Annotated in this window: 20 protein-coding genes; 16 read left to right on the plus strand and 4 right to left on the minus strand. The window is 62.5% G+C overall.

Annotated features, from left to right (window positions below):
• Positions 1-27 precede the first annotated feature (27 nt).
• Positions 28-1974, minus strand: a complete 1947-nt coding sequence (locus HB375_RS03750; RefSeq protein WP_167671588.1) for a cadherin domain-containing protein — start codon at positions 1972-1974, stop codon at positions 28-30.
• Between the two features lie 178 nt (positions 1975-2152).
• Positions 2153-3385 carry an argininosuccinate synthase gene (locus tag HB375_RS03755; protein WP_167671589.1) on the minus strand — a complete coding sequence of 411 codons (1233 nt, stop codon included), beginning with the start codon at positions 3383-3385 and terminating at the stop codon, positions 2153-2155.
• A gap of 215 nt (positions 3386-3600) precedes the next feature.
• On the opposite strand from HB375_RS03755, the gene HB375_RS03760 reads away from it, so the two are divergent.
• Positions 3601-4230, plus strand: a complete 630-nt coding sequence (locus tag HB375_RS03760) for a 2-hydroxychromene-2-carboxylate isomerase (protein ID WP_167671590.1) — start codon at positions 3601-3603, stop codon at positions 4228-4230.
• A gap of 33 nt (positions 4231-4263) precedes the next feature.
• On the opposite strand, the gene HB375_RS03765 is transcribed toward HB375_RS03760, so the two are convergent.
• Positions 4264-4482: a DUF1127 domain-containing protein gene (locus tag HB375_RS03765; protein WP_167671591.1), complete on the minus strand. Its 219-nt coding sequence runs from the start codon at positions 4480-4482 to the stop codon at positions 4264-4266.
• A 114-nt stretch (positions 4483-4596) separates the two neighbouring features.
• Here HB375_RS03765 and HB375_RS03770 point away from each other — a divergent pair, with 114 nt between their 5' ends.
• The 12 genes from HB375_RS03770 (at position 4597) to HB375_RS03825 (ending at position 15878) form a co-directional block, all read left to right on the plus strand.
• Positions 4597-5520 carry a transcriptional regulator GcvA gene (locus HB375_RS03770; RefSeq protein ID WP_167671592.1) on the plus strand — a complete coding sequence of 308 codons (924 nt, stop codon included), beginning with the start codon at positions 4597-4599 and terminating at the stop codon, positions 5518-5520.
• A gap of 282 nt (positions 5521-5802) precedes the next feature.
• The gene (gene rpsA / locus HB375_RS03775) at positions 5803-7500 is read left to right on the plus strand and encodes a 30S ribosomal protein S1 (RefSeq protein ID WP_167671593.1); all 1698 of its coding nucleotides are present in this window, start codon (positions 5803-5805) and stop codon (positions 7498-7500) included.
• Between the two features lie 151 nt (positions 7501-7651).
• Positions 7652-8617, plus strand: coding sequence for a signal peptide peptidase SppA (gene sppA / locus HB375_RS03780; RefSeq protein ID WP_167671594.1), 966 nt, complete (start codon positions 7652-7654; stop codon positions 8615-8617).
• A gap of 26 nt (positions 8618-8643) precedes the next feature.
• Positions 8644-8955, plus strand: a complete 312-nt coding sequence (gene ihfB, locus HB375_RS03785) for an integration host factor subunit beta (protein ID WP_167671595.1) — start codon at positions 8644-8646, stop codon at positions 8953-8955.
• An 85-nt stretch (positions 8956-9040) separates the two neighbouring features.
• Entirely contained in the window at positions 9041-9385 is a 345-nt protein-coding gene (locus tag HB375_RS03790) for a lipopolysaccharide assembly protein LapA domain-containing protein (protein ID WP_167671596.1), read from the plus strand.
• A 33-nt stretch (positions 9386-9418) separates the two neighbouring features.
• A complete protein-coding gene (gene lhpI / locus HB375_RS03795; protein WP_167671597.1) occupies positions 9419-10366 on the plus strand; it encodes a bifunctional Delta(1)-pyrroline-2-carboxylate/Delta(1)-piperideine-2-carboxylate reductase in 948 nt (315 codons plus the stop codon).
• A 113-nt stretch (positions 10367-10479) separates the two neighbouring features.
• On the plus strand, positions 10480-11142 hold the full coding sequence (locus HB375_RS03800) for a phosphoribosylanthranilate isomerase (RefSeq protein ID WP_167671598.1): 663 nt from the start codon (positions 10480-10482) through the stop codon (positions 11140-11142).
• 75 nt (positions 11143-11217) lie between these two features.
• The gene (gene trpB, locus HB375_RS03805; RefSeq protein WP_167671750.1) at positions 11218-12372 is read left to right on the plus strand and encodes a tryptophan synthase subunit beta; all 1155 of its coding nucleotides are present in this window, start codon (positions 11218-11220) and stop codon (positions 12370-12372) included.
• The gene (locus HB375_RS03810; protein WP_167671599.1) at positions 12369-12707 is read left to right on the plus strand and encodes a hypothetical protein; all 339 of its coding nucleotides are present in this window, start codon (positions 12369-12371) and stop codon (positions 12705-12707) included. Before trpB ends, HB375_RS03810 begins: the two co-directional genes overlap by 4 nt.
• Positions 12707-13546, plus strand: coding sequence for a tryptophan synthase subunit alpha (gene trpA / locus HB375_RS03815; RefSeq protein WP_167671600.1), 840 nt, complete (start codon positions 12707-12709; stop codon positions 13544-13546). Before HB375_RS03810 ends, trpA begins: the two co-directional genes overlap by 1 nt.
• 129 nt (positions 13547-13675) lie before the next feature.
• Entirely contained in the window at positions 13676-14536 is an 861-nt protein-coding gene (gene accD, locus HB375_RS03820) for an acetyl-CoA carboxylase, carboxyltransferase subunit beta (RefSeq protein ID WP_167671601.1), read from the plus strand.
• A gap of 16 nt (positions 14537-14552) precedes the next feature.
• A complete protein-coding gene (locus tag HB375_RS03825; RefSeq protein ID WP_167671602.1) occupies positions 14553-15878 on the plus strand; it encodes a bifunctional folylpolyglutamate synthase/dihydrofolate synthase in 1326 nt (441 codons plus the stop codon).
• A gap of 87 nt (positions 15879-15965) precedes the next feature.
• Here HB375_RS03825 and HB375_RS03830 read toward each other — a convergent pair whose 3' ends face one another.
• The gene (locus tag HB375_RS03830; protein ID WP_167671603.1) at positions 15966-17432 is read right to left on the minus strand and encodes a catalase; all 1467 of its coding nucleotides are present in this window, start codon (positions 17430-17432) and stop codon (positions 15966-15968) included.
• A 99-nt stretch (positions 17433-17531) separates the two neighbouring features.
• Here HB375_RS03830 and HB375_RS03835 point away from each other — a divergent pair, with 99 nt between their 5' ends.
• From HB375_RS03835 to HB375_RS03845, 3 genes are all read left to right on the plus strand, one after another.
• Positions 17532-18437, plus strand: coding sequence for a hydrogen peroxide-inducible genes activator (locus HB375_RS03835; protein WP_167671604.1), 906 nt, complete (start codon positions 17532-17534; stop codon positions 18435-18437).
• A 204-nt stretch (positions 18438-18641) separates the two neighbouring features.
• Positions 18642-18950, plus strand: a complete 309-nt coding sequence (locus HB375_RS03840; protein WP_167671605.1) for a BA14K family protein — start codon at positions 18642-18644, stop codon at positions 18948-18950.
• A gap of 88 nt (positions 18951-19038) precedes the next feature.
• Complete coding sequence (locus HB375_RS03845; protein WP_205800022.1) at positions 19039-20130, plus strand: phosphotransferase; 1092 nt, start codon at positions 19039-19041, stop codon at positions 20128-20130.

Genomic DNA, 20130 nt, shown 5'->3' on the forward strand with positions numbered 1-20130 from the left:
TTCGGAAGGTTATCCGGCGAAGCCTGATCAGATCACCAAGAAGTCAGTGTAGGCGAGCTTTGGCTTGTTTGAGAGGATGGCGAACTGCACCGCTTTCGCAGCCCCTGTTCCGTCCTCATCGTAGTAAAGCGCGCCCGTCTTCTTGTTGTAGATGATTCGGTCGTCCTGATCGTGAGCTGCGCTTCCCTCGTAGAAGGCGCCTTTCTTCAAAGCTCCGGCCTTGCCGAGCTTCTTGAAGATCGCGTTTTCGAAATGGATCTTGTCTAGCTTCCGCGCGAAGTCGGTGATCCGGTCGATGTTGGTCTTCCCGAGTTTGGTGTCGAAGACGAAAATGTCCTTATCGCTGCCGCCGCTCAAGGTGTCGTTGCCAAGCTTGCCGTTGAGGAGGTCTTTCCCCTTGGACCCCGCCAGTTTGTTTTTCCCACCGGTGCCAATCAACCGCTCCAGCACGTCATTGACGGTAATGGTGAATGTTGTGGGGAGGCCGTTCTTGTCTCCATCACTAGCGATCACTGTGATCGTGTGCTGGGATGCAGTTTCAAAGTCGAGCGGAACCTTGCCGGAAACGACGAGCTTGTCGCCTTTGATGGAGAAACGTCCCCCGGCATCGTCGCTAAGTACGTAATTGACCGGATCCCCGTCGCCGTCCGTCGCCTTGAGGGTGCCGACGATTGTACTGGCCGCGGCATCCTCCGCGATTGACGCGCGGCTGAGTGTCGGCTGTGAAGGTGCAACATTCGGCCCTTCCCTGACGTCCAGAATGGTAATGACGAACGTCGCAGGTAGACCGTCTCTCCAACCGTCATTCGCAACGACGGTAATGGTGTGTTGCGTGGCCTGTTCATAATCAAGCGGTACGTTGCCGGAGACGACGAGTTTGTCGTTTTGGATGGCAAAGCGCCCCCCTGCATCATCAATAAGTACATATGTTATCGGATCGCCATTGGCATCGGTCGCTTTCAGAGTACCAACAACGGTACCGGCAACGGAATTCTCGGCGACCGAAGTCCCATTGAGGGTCGGTTGGGTAGGCGTCCATCTCGGCTCGGCAGTCACATCGAAAACGGCCACTTCCGATTTGCGGCCGCCCTGATCCCCGGCTGCAATTGAGAGAATGACGTTGCGATAGTGAACGAAGTCACCCGGCGTGTATGCGAGGTTTTGTATAAACTCGGAGACAATCTCGGGTGTCACAGTCTCATCGAACGAAATTCTTGCAGGGCCACTGTGACCGATGTCCTGTATGGTGCCGATAAGAGACCCCTTATAAAATAAATTTTGACTAAAAGAGCCGTCGACTATCCTAAACTTAGTTCCAAGTTTGAAATGATTCATTGTGAAGAAATAGCCTTTGTTCGATAAAGTAATATCGAGAAAAGCTATCCGACCTTTGTCATCGGTAACGAAGGCGTCGCCTTCAGGGTCAATACGTACGCTTTGACTTTCTTTAACATAAAGATGGCCACCGGCGAGCTGGGAAAGCGTTGGTGCTGCATCCGTCCAGACATTCGTACCCTCCACAATAGCGTCGAATCCATTGCGGTGAAGGTCATCTCGGGCCGCTGGAGTCGCGATCGGTCCGTTGAGGACGATCTTCTCTCCTTGGCGCTCGAATGCGTTGAGCCTCAGGGCAAGGGGGAGACTGCTGACAGTAACCGTCGCGTTGTCGTCGGCTATAAAAATCCCGTTGATCTTATCGAAGATCTTGCCGCTCAGGTCGATTGTCTCCCCGGTCAGGTAAACACTCGTAAGGCCGTACAAGCTGCTGACCGACACAATGCCCGCTAGCATCTCTCCGGAGATCTTCACGGTTGCATATGAGGCCGGCGACCCGGCAACGATTGCGGAGAAACCGGACATCGTCACATAAGAGAAATCGAATATACCGCCTCCGACAAGCACGAGAGTGTCAGTTCCGGAGCCTTTGAGGGCGCTTCCCGGAAAATTGGCGGCAGTCACTTCAATACGGGCCATGGTTGTCTCTTTTGGAGATGCGGCAACTGCAGCTTGTATTGCAACAGTATTAGACTGTAAACGCAGGTTATCCGCTTGCCGAAACGGCACTTACGATCTCGCTCGGGCATAAAAAACCCCGCGAGGCGAACCTCGCGGGGCTGCAAAATTCCCGATTGGAAGCGCCGTGGGCCGAGCCTTACAGCCCTAGCTTCTTCTTCCTCTGCGCCAGCGTGCGAAGCCGAAGCGCGTTGAGCTTGATGAAACCGGCAGCGTCGCGGTGGTCATAAGCCACGGCGCCTTCCTCGAAGGTCACGAGGTCCTGGTCGTAGAGTGTGTAGGGGCTCGTGCGGCCGATGAGGTGGACGCCGCCCTTGTAGAGCTTCAGCTTCACTTCGCCGGTGACGAATTCCTGGCTCTTGTCGATCATCGCCTGGAGCATCTCGCGTTCCGGCGAGAACCAGAAGCCATTGTAGATCAGCTCGGCATATTTCGGCATCAGCTCGTCCTTGAGGTGAGCCGCGCCGCGATCCAGCGTGATGGATTCGATGCCGCGATGGGCGACGTAGAGGATCGTGCCGCCGGGGGTCTCGTACATGCCGCGGCTCTTCATGCCGACGAAGCGGTTCTCGACGAGGTCGAGGCGGCCGATGCCGTTGATGCGGCCGAGCTCATTGAGCTTGGCGAGAAGATCCGCCGGGCCGAGCTTCTTGCCGTCGATGGCGACCGGGTCGCCCTTCTCGAAGGTGATCGAGATGACGGTGGGCTTGTCGGGCGCGCTCTCCGGGTCGCCGGTGCGGGAATAGACGTAGTCCGGCACTTCCGCCGCCGGGTCTTCCAGCACCTTGCCTTCGGAGGAGGCGTGCAGAAGGTTCGCGTCGACCGAGAACGGAGCCTCGCCGCGCTTATCCTTGGCAATCGGAATCTGGTGTTGTTCGGCGAAAGCGATGAGCTGCTCGCGGGAGCGCAGATCCCATTCGCGCCAGGGGGCGATGACCGTCACGTCGGGCTTCAAAGCGTAATAGCCGAGCTCGAAGCGTACCTGGTCGTTGCCCTTGCCCGTCGCGCCGTGGGCGACAGCGTCCGCGCCGACCTTTTCGGCGATCTCGATCTGCTTCTTGGCGATCAGCGGGCGGGCAATCGAGGTGCCGAGCAGATAGAGGCCCTCGTACTGCGCGTTGGCGCGGAACATCGGAAACACGTAATCGCGCACGAACTCGTCGCGAAGGTCCTCGATGAAGATGTTTTCCGGCTTGATGCCCAGAAGCTCGGCCTTCTTGCGCGCGGGCTCCAGCTCCTCGCCCTGGCCGAGATCGGCGGTGAAGGTCACGACCTCACAGCCATAGGTGGTCTGCAGCCACTTGAGGATGATCGAGGTGTCGAGGCCGCCGGAATAGGCGAGCACGACCTTGTTCACGCGCTTCGAAGCCATAGTCTTCATGTCCAAAATGATCGGGAGTTCGCGACTTAGAACGGAAGCTTGAGCAGCGCAACCTGACAATTGAGCTGCGGCAACTGGTATGCGTCCAAAGCATCCCCGGCGCGTGGCGGCGGTGCTGCCAGGATTTCTCGGAATGGGCTAGGCAGCCCCACCCGGTCGAGTCCGGCCCCAAGTGGAAATCTCAAGCCCTGGAAGAGGTGAGTGCGATGCCCAAGCCGGTCCTCGAATTCTGGTACGACTTCGCCTCCACCTATTCCTACCTGTCCGCCATGCGCATCGAGGCGGCGGCCGAGGAGGCGGGAGTAGCGCTGGTGTGGCGTCCGTTCCTGCTCGGGCCGATCTTCGCCGCCCAGGGCTGGACTTCCTCGCCCTTCAACGTCTTTCCCGGCAAGGGCCGCTACATGTGGCGCGACATGGAGCGGGAGGCGGCCCGTCTCGGCCTGCCGTTCTGCCGGCCCGATCCCTTTCCGCAAAACGGCCTTTTGGCCGCGCGCATCGCGCTCCTCGGCGGCGACCGGGGCTGGGGCCCGGCCTTCACGAAAGCGGTCTACACGGCGGAATTCGCCAAGGGCCGCAACATCAGCGATCCGGTGATCCTCAGTGAGGTTTTGGCCGAACTCGGCGTCGACGCGGCGTCGACCCTGGAGGAGGCCGAGACGGAAGCCACCAAGACTCGCCTGCGTCGCTTGGGGGAAGAAGCGCAGTCCCGCGGCATTTTTGGCGCGCCCACCTTTTTTGCCGAGGATGGGGAAATGTTCTGGGGCAACGACCGGCTGGAGCGGGCGCTCGAATGGGCCATGGGCGACCGCGCCCGGCGCAGCGGCTTCGTGGTCTGAGCGGCGCGAAAGTAGGATGTTTTTGGGACCGCCCTACGAGGCGTCTCCGGCGGTCTTGTTGATGCGCTCCACATCCGCCTGCGACAACGCGAGATCCGCCAAGGCCGCTTCGTCCAGGCGGTAGAGCGCGCGACGGCTCGCCCGGTCGTCGAGCCAGGCTTCCACTTTCATGAGCAGCTCCAGCCACGCGGTCCCGCGGGTCGTCCGCGCGGGATGGGGCAGAAGATTTTCTACGCAAAGGGCGGCAGCCATGGTCGGGCTCCTCGACATCAGGTTGTTCTAGGCGAAGCAATGCTCCTGTTCTAAACTGCATTCAAACGAGAAGTCCTTGAGCTTCAGCCAAGGAAAACTTGGGCAATAGTTCTCATGTCCCGTCGCCTTCCGCCGCTCAATGCCCTGCGCGCCTTCGAGGCCGCAGCCCGCCACCTGAACTTCGAGAGGGCGGGCGATGAAATCGCCGTCACGGCCAGCGCCGTCGGCCAGCAGGTGAAGGCGCTCGAAGCCTGGTTGGGTCACTCCCTGTTCACGCGGCTCCCCAGCAAAGGGGTTGCGCTCACGCCCCTGGGCGAGCGCTATGCGGCCTCCGCCACCGAGGCGCTCAACGTCCTGCATGAAGCGACGGCCCGGGCATTGCGTCCGGAAAAGTCCCAGGCGCTGACGGTGAGCACCGTTCCGAGCTTTGCGATGGGCTGGCTCATCCCTCGCCTCGGCTCCTTGCGCCGGCGGCATCCCGACATGGAGATCCGCGTGTCCGTCTCCACGGATCTGGTCGATTTCAGGCGCGATGATGTGGATGTGGCGATCCGCTCCGGGCGGGGCGTCTATCCGGGCCTGCGCGCGGACCTGCTCTCTGAAGAAACCTTCTTTCCGGTCTGTAGTGCGGATCTGCTCAAGGATCAGTGGCGCCCTTTGCGCGAGCCGGCAGATCTGCGCCACCACACCCTCCTGCAGGAGATTGCGGATTACATCCCCGAATACATCACCTGGGAGCGTTGGCTCGCTGCTGTCGGCGTGACGGGGGTGGATGCCACTCATGGCCCGCGCTTCTCGCATACCTTTCTTGCCCTCCAGGCAGCGGCTTCTGGCCAGGGCGTGGCATTGGCCACCAACGTGCTGATCGGCGATTACCTGGAGGCGGGCCGGCTCGTGCGGCCCTTCCCGCAAGAGGTGAGAGGCAAATACCAGTACTACGTGGTCTGTCCCGAGTTGGCGGCGGATCGGGCCGACATCGCGGCCTTCAGGGCCTGGCTTCTCGACGAAGCCGCAGCGGCTCGCCAAGCAAATCCTTGAAAGCCTTGTGATCCCACGCCATTTGGGCTAAAGCGACGCCCATCCGACAGACATTGACGGGTGCCGTGTTCGAAGGTGCGCGAGACGCGCCTCCGAGGTGTTCCGCTAACGTCTTGACGATAAATGCGTTTTCTGTCCGCTGGCGATACGCCGGCCCGCTTCTTGAAAGCGGTATGCCTTGGACTTGGCCCTCGAGGGGCGTCCCTGGCAGCGGCGGGCGGGAGCGCCCCGTAACACGAACCGCCGGCGGGCCCCTTCAATCTGGGCCATTCAGGAGATCATATGTCCGTAGCTATGCAACAGCCGAGCCGTGAAGATTTCGCGGCGCTGCTCGAAGAGTCCTTCCGCACGAACGAAATCAGCGAAGGTTCGGTCGTCAAGGGCAAGGTGGTCGCGATCGAGAAAGACGTCGCGGTCATCGACATCGGCGCCAAGACCGAAGGTCGCGTCGCCCTCAAGGAATTCACCGGCCCCAACCGCGACCGCGAACTGAAGGTCGGCGATGAGGTCGAAGTCTACGTCGAGCGCATCGAGAACGCGCTGGGCGAAGCCGTCATCTCGCGCGACAAGGCTCGCCGCGAAGAGTCGTGGGTCAAGCTCGAGAAGGCCTTCGAAGCACAAGAGCGCGTCAACGGCGTCATCTTCAACCAGGTCAAGGGCGGCTACACCGTCGATCTCGACGGCGCCGTGGCGTTCCTGCCGCGCTCGCAGGTCGACATCCGCCCCGTCCGCGACGTCACCCCGCTCATGGGCGTGGCTCAGCCGTTCCAGATCCTCAAGATGGATCGCCGCCGCGGCAACATCGTGGTGTCGCGCCGCACGGTTCTCGAAGAGAGCCGCGCCGAGCAGCGCTCCGAACTCGTGGCCAACCTCGAAGAGGGTCAGGTCATCGACGGCGTGGTCAAGAACATCACCGAGTACGGTGCGTTCGTTGATCTCGGCGGCATCGACGGCCTGCTGCACGTCACCGACATGGCATGGCGCCGCGTGAACCATCCGTCCGAGGTCGTAACCATCGGCCAGACGGTCAAGGTCAAGATCATCAAGATCAACCACGAGACGCACCGCATCTCGCTCGGCATCAAGCAGCTTCTGGCCGATCCGTGGGAGGGCATTGCCGCCCGTTACCCGGTCAACGCCAAGCTCAAGGGCCGCGTCACGAACATCACCGATTACGGTGCGTTCGTTGAGCTCGAGCCGGGCATCGAAGGCCTCATCCACGTCTCCGAGATGTCCTGGACGAAGAAGAACGTCCATCCGGGCAAGATCATCTCCACCTCGCAGGAGGTTGAGGTCGTCATTCTCGAAGTCGATCAGGTCAAGCGCCGCATCTCGCTCGGTCTCAAGCAGACCCTGCAGAACCCGTGGGAAGCCTTCGCCGAGAAGCACCCGGTCGGTTCGGAAGTCGAGGGCGAGGTCAAGAACAAGACCGAGTTCGGTCTGTTCATCGGTCTCGAGAACGACGTCGACGGCATGGTCCACCTCTCGGATCTCGACTGGAATCGTCCGGGCGAGCAGGTCATCGACGACTTCAAGAAGGGCGATATCGTGCGCGCCCAGGTTCTCGACGTGGACGTCGAGAAGGAGCGCATCTCGCTCGGCATCAAGCAGCTCGCGGGCGACCCCTTCGCGGAAGCCGGCGAGCTCAAGAAGGGCCAGATCGTCACCTGCGAAGTGCTCGAGGTGAAGGACGGCGGCCTGGAGGTGAAGATCGTCGATACCGATCTGACCACCTTCATCAAGCGCGCTGAACTGGCTCGCGACCGTGCCGACCAACGCCCTGAGCGTTTCGCCGCCGGCGAGAAGCTCGATGCCCGCGTCACGCAGTTCGACCGCAAGGCCCGCCGCGTCACCGTCTCCGTCAAGGCCCTCGAGGTCGCTGAGGAGAAGGAAGCCATGGCGCAGTACGGCTCGGCCGATTCGGGCGCGTCGCTCGGCGACATTCTCGGCGCGGCTCTCAAGGCCAAGGACAAGAAGTAATCAGGCGATCCCCGGATTTTCGTCCGGGGTCTCCATCGATCAGAACCCGCGCGAGCCTCTCGCGCGGGTTTTTTGTTGGCCGGGTGTCTTGCCGCCCACATGCCTCCACAATACTGTGTCACATCAAAAGCTTAGCCTACGTGAGAAGCACATGTCCGTTGATGCTGAAGTCATTGCCGATCGCCGCCGGTTGCGCCGCAAGCTCACCTTCTGGCGGGTTACCGGCCTTCTGGGGCTGATCGCCGCCATCGTTGCGCTCGGTTATCTGGGCGCCAACCGGTCGGGCCTCGTGCCCGGGCAGGAGCATGTGGCGCGCATTTCCATCAACGGGTTCATCACCTCGAGCCAGCGCCTCGCCAATCTCATGGACCGGGTTGGGCGCGCGCCGAACGTCGCGGGGGTGGTGATCTCGGTCAACAGCCCCGGCGGCACCACCACGGGGTCGGAAGAGCTTTTTCGCAACATCCGCCGCTTGGCGGACAAGAAGCCGGTCGTGACCTTTGTCGAGGGCACGGCGGCCTCGGGCGGCTATATCACCGCCATCGCCAGCGATCACATCGTCGCCCGTGAGACGGCGATCGTCGGCTCCATCGGCGTGCTGTTCCAATATCCCGACGTGTCCCAGCTCCTCACCAATTGGGGTGTGAAGGTCGAGGCGGTGAAATCCTCGCCGCTCAAGGCGGAGCCGAGCGGCTTCAATCCTACGAGCCCGGAGGCCCGCGCGGCCCTGCAGGAGGTGGTCAACGACACCTTCGGCTGGTTCAAGGGGCTCGTGCGCGAGCGGCGGCATCTGACCGATGCCGAGCTCGCCGCCGCTTCCACCGGCCAGGTCTTCAGCGGCCGCCAGGGCGTGCCGCTGAAGCTCGTCGATTCCCTCGGCACCGAGCGGGATGCCATTGCCTGGCTGGAGCGGGAAAAGGGCGTGCGCAAGAACCTGCCGGTTCAGGACTGGCGGCCGAGCGGCAGCCGGGAGATTCCCCTCCTGGCGGTTGCGGCCTCGGGGGCCGACCTCGTCGGCCTGACGGGGGTTGCCGAAGCGTTACGTCGCACCTCGGCGGTTGCGGACCAAGCACAACTTGACGGTCTGTTGGTCGTCTGGCACCCTTCGGAAAAATAAAGCAGCGTCAAACAGATAACCGTTACATGATCAAATCAGAACTGGTGCTCAAGATCGCTGAGCAAAATCCGCATTTGTATCAGCGCGATGTCGAGAACATCGTGAATGCGATTCTCGACACCATCGCCGACGCTCTCGCACGGGGTGACCGGGTGGAACTGCGCGGCTTCGGCGCGTTCTCGGTGAAGAAGCGGGATGCCCGCACCGGCCGCAATCCGCGCACTGGCGAGGCCGTTTCCATCTCCGAAAAGGTCGTGCCCGTCTTCAAGACCGGCAAGGAAATGCGCCAGCGCCTCAACGATTCGCCCAAGCCGCTGAAGGCTGCTGCCGCACGCTAAAAGCAAGCAGGGCAGGCTCCGACGCGTCGCCTGAGAGGCGAGGAGCCAGCCCGAAAGACACGCCGCAAACCGAAAAGAGGCGCTCGTGATCCGCTTTCTCAAGGCGCTCGTTCTTCTCCCCATCGCGATTCTCGTCGTGCTGCTCGCGGTCGCGAACCGCAGCCCCGTGACGCTCTCGCTCGATCCGTTCTCGCAGGAAGCGCCGGAATTCGCAGCGCAGGTGCCGCTGTTCCTGGTGATCTTCGCCGCCGTCGCCGTCGGCGTTCTGATCGGCGGCACGGCGACTTGGATCGCGCAAGGCAAGCACCGCCGCGCGCGCCGCCAATACAAGCGCGAGGTGTCGCGCCTGCAGGACGAAGCGGGGCACCTGCGCGCGCAGACGCCAATGCTGCCGTCCTCCCTGCCACCGTCGCAGCCGCCGACTTTCTAGCCGTTCAAAATCTCAAAACCGTTACAGAGCACCATGCGCGTCATCACCTCCGCCGAGATCGATCGGGTCCTCACCTTTCCCGCCCTGATCGACGCGCTGGCGGAGGCGTTTCGCGGCGACGTCGTGACGCCGGTGCGCCACCATCACGAGATCGAGCGCTCTGGAGCCCACGGCACCCTGCTGCTGATGCCAGCCTGGACCGGCTCCGCCGCGGCGAATGGCTTTTTGGGCGTGAAGATCGTCACGGTCTTTCCGGATAATGGCGCGAAAAATCTGCCGAGCGTGCTCGGCACCTATCTTTTGATGGATGGCGCGACCGGCGCGCCGCTGGCCGGGCTCGACGGTACGCGCCTCACGGTCTGGCGCACGGCAGCAGCCTCGGCGCTGGCGGGGCGGGCTTTGGCGCGAAAAGATGCACACCGCATGGTGATGGTCGGCGCAGGCGCGCTCGCTCCCTTCCTCATCCGCGCCCATGCGAGCCAGCGTGACTTGTCCGAAATCGCGCTCTGGAATCATCGCCCCGAGCGGGCCGAGAGTGTGGCGGCAGCCCTGCGCACGGAAGGTTTGCCCGTCACCGCCGTGACCGATCTCGAAGGAGCGGTACGCCAAGCCGACATCGTCTCCTGCGCGACGCTCTCCAATGATCCCATCGTCAAGGGCGCGTGGCTTAAACCCGGCGCGCATCTCGACCTTGTCGGCGCGTTCAATCTTGCCATGCGCGAATCCGACGACGTGGCGGTGCAGCGCGCCGAGGTCTATGTCGATACCGACGCGGCGTTGAGCGAGGGCGGGGACGTGGCGCTGTCGTTGAAGAGCGGCGCGATTGCCCGCAGCCACGTGAAGGGCACCCTGTTCGACCTTTGCCGCAACCCGGTGACGCGCAATGATGACGCCATCACCCTGTTCAAGTCCGTCGGCACGGCGCTGGAGGATCTGGCTGCGGCGATGCTGGTCTGGCGTTCGCTGCCGCTGGGGGCGTAGAGCATGATGCGAAAAAGTGGGTGCCGGTTTTCGCAAAACTCATGCGACAACAAAGAGTTAGAGAAAATTGGTTTTTGATGTTGTCAAAAAGCAATTTGCTCTAAGGGTTGGGTATGGACCACGCCGTCAAAATCTGCGGGCTCTCGACGCCTGAAACCCTTGAGGCCGCGCTTCAGGCGGGGGCCGATTGGGTCGGCTTCGTGCGTTTCGCCAAAAGCCCGCGCCATGTGGACCTCTCGCTCGGCCAACGGCTCTCGGCCCTGGCGAAGGGCCGGGCGGGGCGGGTCGTGCTGCTGGTCGATGCGGAGGATGCGGCAATAGCCGAGGCGGTCACGGCGCTGGACCCTGACCTGCTGCAACTGCATGGCCACGAGACGCCGGAGCGCGTCGCCGCCATCCGCTCAACGTTCAAAAAACCGGTCATGAAGGCCATCGGCATCGCCGAAGCGGGGGATCTCGCGGCGCTCGATGCCTATTCGGCCATCGCCGACCACCTTTTGTTGGACGCCAAGCCGCCGAAGACGCCGGAAGCGCTCCCCGGCGGTAACGGGCTTCCCTTCGACTGGCGGCTTCTCACCGGGCTTGACCCCCGCCTCTCCTTCATGTTGTCAGGAGGGCTCAACCCCGGCAACGTGGCGGAGGCGATCAGGCTGACGAAAGCCCGCGCCGTCGACGTGTCGTCGGGCGTCGAGGTGGCGCCCGGCGTCAAGGATTCCGGCAAGATCGAGGCCTTCATCAAGGCTGCCCGGGCGGCATATGCTGCGCCGGTATCGTAAAGGCGAGAAAACGTGTCAGCGAAGGCTCAAACCAATTCCTACCGCACCGGCCCCGACGAGCGCGGGCACTTCGGCATGTTCGGCGGACGCTTCGTCGCCGAAACGCTGATGCCGAACATTCTGGAGTTGGAAAAGGCCTATGAGGAGGCCAAGACCGATCCGTCGTTCAAGGCGGATATGGACTCCTACATGACCCATTACATTGGCCGCCCGAGCCCGCTCTATTTCGCCGAGCGGATGACCGAGCATCTCGGCGGCGCCAAGGTCTACTTCAAGCGCGAAGAGCTGAACCACACCGGCGCGCATAAAGTGAACAATGTGCTCGGTCAGATCCTACTCGCCCGCCGCATGGGCAAGAAGCGCATCATCGCGGAAACGGGCGCTGGCCAGCACGGTGTTGCGACGGCGACGCTCTGCGCGCGCTTCGGCCTCGAGTGCATCGTCTATATGGGCGCGGTGGACGTGGAGCGGCAAAAGCCCAACGTCTTCCGCATGAAGATGCTCGGCGCCGAGGTGGTGCCCGTGCAATCCGGCACCAAGACGCTCAAGGACGCCATGAACGAGGCTTTGCGCGACTGGGTCACCAACGTCTCGACCACCTTCTACTGCATCGGCACGGTCGCGGGCCCGCATCCCTATCCAGCCATGGTGCGCGATTTCCAATGCGTCATCGGCAACGAGACCCGCGAGCAGATGATGCAGGCGGAAGGCCGTCTGCCCGACTCGCTCATCGCCTGCGTCGGTGGCGGCTCGAATGCGATTGGCCTGTTCCATCCCTTCCTCGACGATCGCGGCATCGAGATCTACGGCGTCGAAGCGGCAGGCCACGGCCTCGACAAGCTTCATGCGGCGTCGTTGACCGGCGGCCGCCCCGGCGTGCTGCACGGCAACCGCACCTATCTTCTGATGGATTCTGACGGCCAGATTCAGGACGCCCATTCCATCTCGGCAGGCCTCGACTATCCCGGCATTGGGCCGGAGCACGCTTGGCTGCACGATGTGGGCCGGGTGAACTACATTTCCGCCACCGACCAGGAGGCGCTGGACGCCTTCCAGCTCTGCTCGAAGCTCGAGGGCATCCTGCCCGCGCTCGAATCGAGCCACGCCATCGCCAAGGTCATCGAACTCGCGCCCAAGAAGCCGAAGGATCACCTGATGGTGGTGAACATCAGCGGCCGCGGCGACAAGGACATCCCGCAGATCGCGGAGATTCTGGGGGCGAAGATTTGAAACCGGTCCTGATTGCGCTTGGCTTCTGTGTTTTGATGGCAGAAGCGGGTTTTGCCGCCTCGCTGAAGCCTGTCGAATATCGCGGAATGAACATCAAGACGGTCGTTCAGAGCTCCAATGCCCGGACGTCGACCGTTTTTCTGCTGTTCTTCAACCCCAACGAGAAGCCTGCCGAGGTGCGCAACATCAGTTGCGAGTTTCACCAGGGCGAGCGCTTGGTGAAGAAGTTTACCATTGCGCGCTTGACCGCGCGGCCCGGCGAGGGGGAATACGAAGCTCCCGAGAAGCTGGACGCTCCGTTCAACCGCCCCATTTGCAAAGTTGGCAAGCCGTAATGACCTCGCGCATCGAAGCCCGTTTTGAAAAATGCCGCGCGGAAGGCCGCGCCGCGCTCGTCACTTATGTCATGGCCGGCGATCCCGACCTCGAAACCTCGTTCGAGATTATGCGGAGCCTGCCCAAGGCAGGCGCCGACATCGTCGAGTTCGGCATGCCGTTCACCGATCCGATGGCGGACGGCCCGGCGATCCAGGCGGCGGGCCTGCGCTCGCTGAAGGGCGGCCAGAACACGGTGAAAACCCTCGATCTGGTGCGCCGCTTCCGCAAGGAGGATGGTGAGACGCCGATCATTCTCATGGGCTATTTCAACCCCATCTACGTCTATGGCGTGGAGCGCTTCCTCACCGATGCCAAGGAAGCGGGCGTCGACGGCCTGATCGTGGTCGATCTGCCGCCGGAGGAAGACGACGAGCTGTGCCTACCGGCCCTGAAAGCGGGGCTCGCCTTCATCCGGTTGGCCACTCCGACGACGGACGACAAGCGGCTTCCGGCGGTGCTCGCCAACACGGCCGGGTTCGTTTATTACGTTTCCATCACCGGCATCACCGGCGCGGCGACCCCCGATTTCGGTCAGGTCTCCACGGCGGTGGAGCGCATCAAGCGGCACACGCCGTTGCCCGTCGTGGTCGGCTTCGGCGTCAAGAACGGCGCGCACGCGGCGGCCATCGCCAAGGGCGCGGACGGGGTCGTGGTCGGCTCGGCGCTGATCAACGCCCTGAAGGGCACGCTCGACAGCGACGAGCGCGCCACCTCGCGCACGGTCGAGGCCGTCACCACCTTGGTGAAGGACTTGAGTGAGGGTGTGCGGTCCGTGTCGAAGCGGGCGGCGGCTTGAAGAATTTTTGACACATCATGCCCGGACTTGATCCGGGCATCCACGCCTTGAACCGCGTGGGACGACGTGGATGGCCGGTCTGATCCCCGGATCAAGTCCGGGGACGGCCATGACGAAAGGTAGAGTGACATGAACTGGATTTCTGAAGTCGTCCGCCCGAAGATCAAGACGCTCTTCAAGCGCGAGACGCCGGACAATCTCTGGATCAAATGCCCGGAAACCGGACAGGTCGTCTTTCACAAGGATGTGGAAGCGAACCAGTGGGTCATTCCCGGCTCCAACCACCACATGCGCATTTCCGCCACCCAGCGCCTCGGCCTGATGTTCGATGGCGGCACCTGGCTCGATGTGGCTCTGCCGGAAGCCGCCATCGACCCGCTGAAGTTCCGTGACGAGAAGCGCTATGTCGACCGTCTCAAGGACGCCCGCGCCAAGACTGGCCAGCAGGATGCGTTCAAAGTCGGCTATGGCCGCGTGGAAAACCTGCCCATGACCATCGCGGTGCAGGATTTCGGCTTCATGGGCGGTTCGCTCGGCATGGCCGCGGGCGAGGCGGTCGTGAAGGGTGCTGAAACCGCGCTCGAGAAGAAGACACCTTACGTGCTCTTCGCTGCATCCGGCGGCGCGCGCATGCAGGAGGGGATTCTCTCGCTGATGCAGCTGCCGCGTACCACCGTCGCCGTACGCCGCCTGCGTGAGGCGAAACTGCCCTACATCGTCGTGCTCACCAACCCGACCACGGGCGGCGTCACCGCGTCTTACGCGATGCTCGGCGACGTGCATCTGGCCGAGCCCGGCGCACTCATCGGCTTTGCCGGTCCTCGCGTGATCGAGCAGACCATCCGCGAAAAGCTGCCCGAGGGCTTCCAGCGTTCGGAATACCTGAAGGATCACGGCATGGTGGACATGGTCGTGCACCGTCACGACATGAAGGCCACCGTCGCCCGCCTCGCGCGCCTTCTCACCAAGACCCCGGCGGTCGCGGCCTAAAGTCGAGGGCGGGGCGATGGATTCCTCCGATGCGCTGATTGCGCGCTTTCTCGCCCTGCACCCGAAGGCAATCGACCTGTCGCTCGGGCGCATCCAGCGTTTGCTCGCTGAGCTCGGTCATCCCGAACGCCGCCTGCCGCCGACGATCCACGTGGCGGGCACCAACGGCAAGGGCTCGACCATTGCCTTCATGCGCGCAATTCTGGAAAGCGCCGGGCTCAGCGTTCACGTTTACACTTCGCCGCATCTCGTGCGCTTTCACGAGCGCATCCGGCTCGGCCGCATCGGCGGCGGGCAGTATGTGAGCGAGGAGCGGCTGGTTGAGGCCTTCCGCCGCTGCGAAGCAGTGAATGCCGGTCAGCAGATCACCATGTTCGAGATCACCACGGCTGCCGCGATTCTGCTGTTCGCGGAGGAGCCGGCGGATGTGTTGCTGCTCGAAGTAGGTCTCGGCGGCCGGTTCGACACGACCAACGTCGTCGACCGTCCCGCTGCCGCTGTAGTCACGTCCATTGGGCAGGATCATGCGGAGTTTCTCGGCACGTCGTTGAATGGCATCGCGCGCGAAAAGGCCGGTATCTTCAAGCGTGGTTGCCCGGCCGTCATCGCATTGCAGGATTACCGCGAGGCGGATGAAGCCCTGCGCGACGAGGCCGAGCGCGTCGGCGCGACGCCGATCCTCATCGGCGGCCAGGATTATTCGGTGCATGAGGAAGGCGGGCGCCTCGTCTATCAGGACGAGAAAGGCCTGCTTGATCTGCCGCTGCCAAAGCTCATCGGCCGCCATCAGTTCATCAATGCGGGCACGGCGATTGCGGCGTTACGCGCGGCAGGGTTCGACACGTTCGAGACTGCGGCCTTCGAGAAGGGTTTGACTCGCGCCGAATGGCCGGGCCGCCTGCAGCGCCTCACCAAGGGCCGTCTGCCGGAGATCGCACCGGAAGGCTGCGAGCTCTGGCTCGACGGCGGCCACAACCCCGATGGCGGCCGCGTCCTCGCCGCCGCCATGGCGGACCAGAGCGAGCGCAACGACGCGCCGCTCGTCATCATCGCCGGGATGCTCGGCACGAAGGATTCGGAAGCCTTCTTCAAAAACTTTTTGGGCCTCGCGCGCGAGGTGATCGCGGTGCCCATCGCGGGCCAGATCGCGGCGCGTCCGGCGGAGGAGGTGGCGGCCATCGCGCATAGCGTCGGCCTTACCACCTCGATCCAGCCCAGCGTCGAATCGGCCCTCGCCTCGCTCCACAACTACGTCTGGGAGCACCCGCCGCGCGTGCTCATTTGCGGCTCGCTTTATCTCGCGGGTGAGGTACTGGCGGCGAACGGGACGTTGCCGCAATAGGTGGCCCGAATGACGAAGGTTGCGCTGTCATGGCCGGGTTTTCACCCGGCCACTTCAATTGCGGACTCTCAACGCTTTTGCCGGGTCCTATTCAGCTGCTTCGCTTAACGCCTCCACCTCGACGCCCATGCGCTTCGCGACGCCCAGGCCATAGGCCTTGTCAGCGCGGTAGAAGTGGACGATCTGGCGCTTCACGATCTCCACCGGTACGCCCTGCATCGCCTCGGCGAGGTTGTCCATCAGACGGCCCTGTTGTTCCGCCGTCATGAGGCGAAAGAGATTGCCGGGCTGTTTGTAGTCGTCGTTGCCGACGCGATGGTCGTAGCGCGCTGCATCGCCGGAGATTGCCAGCGGCGGTTCGGCGAAGCGATCCTCCTGCACCGGACCATTGAAGGAGTTCGGCTCGTAATAGGCATCACCCCGGGTCGGAATGTCGGACAGCATTGCGCCATCGGCGTGATAGTGATGGACCGGGCAGCGCGGGCGGTTGACGGGCAGCGCCTCGTAATGCGTGCCGACGCGATAGCGATGCGCATCCGCATAAGCGAAGATGCGGCCCTGCAGCATCTTGTCCGGTGAGAAGCCGATGCCTGGCACAATGTTCGAGGGCGAGAAGGAGGATTGCTCCACTTCCGCGAAATAATGCGCGGCGTTGCGGTTCAATTCCAGAATACCGACCTCGATCAGCGGATAATCGCCGTGCGGCCACACCTTGGTGATGTCGAACGGATTGTAGGGCGTCTTGCCTGCGTCCGATTCCGGCATGATTTGCACGCAGAATTTCCAGCGCGGGAAATCACCTTTCTCGATCGCTTCATAGAGATCGCGCTGCGCGCTCTCGCGGTCCTTCGCGACGACAGTTTCACCCTCGCGGTTGGTCCAGGTCTTGATGCCCTGCATCGATTTGAAGTGGAACTTCACCCAGTGCCGCTCGCCCTTTTCGTTGATGAACGAATAGGTTTGCGAGCCATAGCCGTTCATGAAGCGATAGCCCTGCGGCAGGCCGCGATCCGAGAAGAGAATCGTGACCTGATGCAGGCTTTCCGGGCTCAGCGACCAGAAATCCCACATCGCCGTCGCAGATCGCAGGTTGGTCGAAGGGTGACGCTTCTGCGTGCGGATGAAATCGGGGAACTTCACCGGATCACGCACGAAGAACACCGGCGTGTTGTTACCCACGAGGTCCCAGTTGCCATCTTCCGTATAGACCTTCAGCGCGAAGCCGCGCACGTCGCGCTCCGCATCCGCCGCGCCGCGTTCGCCCGCAACGGTGGAGAAACGCAGGAAGACTTCGGTTGCCTTGCCGATTTCGGAAAAAACCTTCGCCTTGGAATAGCGCGAGATGTCGTTGGTGATGGTAAGCGTGCCGTAAGCCGCCGAGCCTTTCGCATGAACGACGCGCTCCGGAATCCGCTCGCGGTTCTGGTGCGCGAGCTTTTCGACGAGCTGATAATCCTGCAGGAGAAGCGGGCCGCGCGGGCCAATTGAAACACTGTTCTGATTGTCCGGAACCGGCGCGCCGGCCGTGGTGGTCATCGTGGGGCGTTTGGTCATCGTCCTCTCCCAAAAATATTAGCTCGGGCAGGATGACCTTTGCTGCCGATCAGGTCCAATCGCATTGCTTATGCTCCGCGATCAGATAATCTGATCGTAATGGTCACGCTCCGACAGCTCCGCTACTTCGAAACGCTCTCCCGCACCCGACATTTCGGCATGGCTGCGGACCAATGCGCGGTCACGCAGCCTGCCCTGTCCATGCAGATCAAGGAATTGGAGCGGGAGCTCGGAATCGAGCTTGTGGAACGGCGCGGCAACGTGGTGACGCTGACCGCCGTGGGTCAAGAAATCGCGGCGCGCGCTGAGGCCATTTTGGCCGATGTTCGCGAGTTGGCCGAGTGCGCGCGCCAGCAAAACGGCGTGCTGACGGGATCGCTGCGGCTCGGCATCATTCCTTCCGTTGCCCCTTACCTTCTGCCGTCGCTCCTGGCGGACGCGGAAAGAGCCTATCCGTCCCTCGAACTCCTGATCCGCGAGACGCAGACCGACACGCTGATCGAGGAACTGGTGCGGGGCGATCTCGATGCGGCTCTTCTGGCTCTGCCGGTGCAGAATGCACAGCTGGAAACCTTAGCCTTGTTCGACGACCGGTTTCTGATCGCCGTTCAGGCCAAGGCGGCACGGGACTGGCCGGCGGACGATCCGCAGGCGCGTCTCAAGCGCGAGCGTCTGCTGCTTCTGGAAGAAGGACACTGCCTGCGCGATCAAGCGCTGCAATTCTGCTCCATCGCGAATGTTCAGATGCGCAAGGCGCTGGGGGCCGCGTCTCTCACCACGATCATGCAGATGGTCGCAGCGGGCCACGGCGTCACACTTCTTCCCGAACTGTGCGCGGACTCGGAAGTGGATCGGCGCCGCGTTGCGCTGATCGCGTTTCCAAACGATCCGCCACGACGCACCATCGGCCTCGTGTGGCGGCGGAGCTCGGTGCGCAGAGCCGATTTCGAGGCACTTGGAAAGCTCATCGTCGCACGACGCGAGGAAGGTAGCAGTTCGTCCTGAGGCGTCGGCGACTCATTGTCGAGCCGCCACCGATGAGGCCACATTCGGAAAGCTGAGCCATGTTTCGTCGCCGCAGGTCAAAATGCCGCAGGCACCGAAAGGCTGCGTATTGACTTAAATCAATAATCGCGGCTGCCAGGCTTCCGACAATGCTAAGCATTGCACAGGCCGGGACTGCTCTTCATCCGGATAAGGAACTCAGCCATGCGTAGAGGGATCGTGACTGCCCTGGTAGCGAGCGCCGCCGCCTCGTTGGTCATTGGCGCTGGTGTCGCTCAGGCGCAGATACCGCCGAACGCTCAAACGCCGAGCCAGTATTACAGCCCCACCAATCCTAAAGGTTACTCCTACGGCTATCGCCGCGGAGCGGCGCCTGCGTCGACCGGCACCGTACAAGCGGGGCCGTCTCGCGGCCAAACCTGGATCTCATACTGCTCGCACAAGTATCGCTCCTACGACCCCAGGTCGAATACTTATTGGGGCGCCGACGGCAAGCAGCATATTTGCCGTTGAACGAACGCGGCATGATGGGTATCGGTGAGCCTGAACGACCTTCAGGCTCACCGTTTTTGTTTGACCTCAAGAATCGGCCGAGCCTCGAATGTCCCGCGACGCACAGGGGCGAACGAGTATGGACGCCGATCATCCAGCCGGCATCGGAGAAATGCCGACGAGTGCGGCGCGAGCCGTCCCCGCTGCCGAGGTCGAGGCCCTGGCGCGCCATCACTACGGATTGAACGCGACCGCACACCCCTTGAGCAGCGAGCGCGATCAAAATTTCCATCTGCGCTGTGCCGACGGCCGGGAATATGTGCTGAAGATCACCCATCCGGCGGAAGACAGACTTGTCAGCAACATGCAGACGCAAGCCCTGCTGCATGTCGCTGCCGTCGATCCTGAGCTGCCGATCCAGCATGTCGTCCGCGCGCGCAACGGCGAGCCCGACCTGTCCCTGTCCTTTCCGGGCGAAGCGCCGACAAGGGTCGTGCGTGTCGTCACTTATGCCCAGGGCGAGCCGCTTCACAAAGTACGGCGTACGCCCGCGCAGCGGCGCGACCTCGGACGCGGTCTTGCGCGGCTTGGATTGGCGCTCCGCGACTTCTCTCATCCGGCAGCCAGTCACGACCTCTTGTGGGACTTGAAGCAGGCAAGTCGTGTGCGGGAGCTTCTCGTACATATCCAAGATTCCGAGAAACGCACGCTGGCCACGCGATTTCTGGACGCATTCGAGCGGAACGCTTTGCCGCTCTTGCCGAAGCTGCGCGCTCAAGTGATCCACAACGATCTCAACCCGCATAATGTGCTCGTCCAGCCCGACGATCATGATCGTGTCTCGGGGATTTTGGATTTTGGCGATCTCGTCCACGCACCCCTCATCTGTGATGTTGCGGTCGCGGCGGCGTATCAGCTGTCGGAGGAAGGAAGCCCGCTGGATGCGGCGACCGAGTTCATCGCGGCCTATCATGCGGCCTCGCCGTTGGAGCGTATCGAGGTCGATCTGTTGTTCGACCTGATCGCAACGAGGCTCGTCATGATCGTCGCTATCAGCGGCTGGCGGGCCAGCCAGCATCCCGAGAACCGAACTTATCTTCTGCGCAACAACCCGGCGGCGTGGTCGGGGTTGGAGCGAATGGCGGCGTTGTCCCGCAGCGAGGCCCAAGCCTCCTTGCGTCGCGCCTGCAGCATGGAGTGA

The organism is Microvirga terricola, from assembly GCF_011777495.1.
GTDB classification, from domain to species: Bacteria; Pseudomonadota; Alphaproteobacteria; order Rhizobiales; family Beijerinckiaceae; genus Microvirga; species Microvirga terricola.

Coding starts and splice junctions, on each gene's coding strand:
- HB375_RS03750 (WP_167671588.1), bottom strand. CDS start 1,974: ATGGCCCGTATTGAAGTGACTGCCGCCAATTTTCCGGGAAGCGCCCTC.
- HB375_RS03755 (WP_167671589.1), bottom strand. CDS start 3,385: ATGGCTTCGAAGCGCGTGAACAAGGTCGTGCTCGCCTATTCCGGCGGC.
- HB375_RS03760 (WP_167671590.1), top strand. CDS start 3,601: ATGCCCAAGCCGGTCCTCGAATTCTGGTACGACTTCGCCTCCACCTAT.
- HB375_RS03765 (WP_167671591.1), bottom strand. CDS start 4,482: ATGGCTGCCGCCCTTTGCGTAGAAAATCTTCTGCCCCATCCCGCGCGG.
- HB375_RS03770 (WP_167671592.1), top strand. CDS start 4,597: ATGTCCCGTCGCCTTCCGCCGCTCAATGCCCTGCGCGCCTTCGAGGCC.
- rpsA (WP_167671593.1), top strand. CDS start 5,803: ATGTCCGTAGCTATGCAACAGCCGAGCCGTGAAGATTTCGCGGCGCTG.
- sppA (WP_167671594.1), top strand. CDS start 7,652: ATGTCCGTTGATGCTGAAGTCATTGCCGATCGCCGCCGGTTGCGCCGC.
- ihfB (WP_167671595.1), top strand. CDS start 8,644: ATGATCAAATCAGAACTGGTGCTCAAGATCGCTGAGCAAAATCCGCAT.
- lhpI (WP_167671597.1), top strand. CDS start 9,419: ATGCGCGTCATCACCTCCGCCGAGATCGATCGGGTCCTCACCTTTCCC.
- HB375_RS03800 (WP_167671598.1), top strand. CDS start 10,480: ATGGACCACGCCGTCAAAATCTGCGGGCTCTCGACGCCTGAAACCCTT.
- trpB (WP_167671750.1), top strand. CDS start 11,218: ATGTTCGGCGGACGCTTCGTCGCCGAAACGCTGATGCCGAACATTCTG.
- trpA (WP_167671600.1), top strand. CDS start 12,707: ATGACCTCGCGCATCGAAGCCCGTTTTGAAAAATGCCGCGCGGAAGGC.
- accD (WP_167671601.1), top strand. CDS start 13,676: ATGAACTGGATTTCTGAAGTCGTCCGCCCGAAGATCAAGACGCTCTTC.
- HB375_RS03825 (WP_167671602.1), top strand. CDS start 14,553: ATGGATTCCTCCGATGCGCTGATTGCGCGCTTTCTCGCCCTGCACCCG.
- HB375_RS03830 (WP_167671603.1), bottom strand. CDS start 17,432: ATGACCAAACGCCCCACGATGACCACCACGGCCGGCGCGCCGGTTCCG.
- HB375_RS03835 (WP_167671604.1), top strand. CDS start 17,532: ATGGTCACGCTCCGACAGCTCCGCTACTTCGAAACGCTCTCCCGCACC.
- HB375_RS03840 (WP_167671605.1), top strand. CDS start 18,642: ATGCGTAGAGGGATCGTGACTGCCCTGGTAGCGAGCGCCGCCGCCTCG.
- HB375_RS03845 (WP_205800022.1), top strand. CDS start 19,039: ATGTCCCGCGACGCACAGGGGCGAACGAGTATGGACGCCGATCATCCA.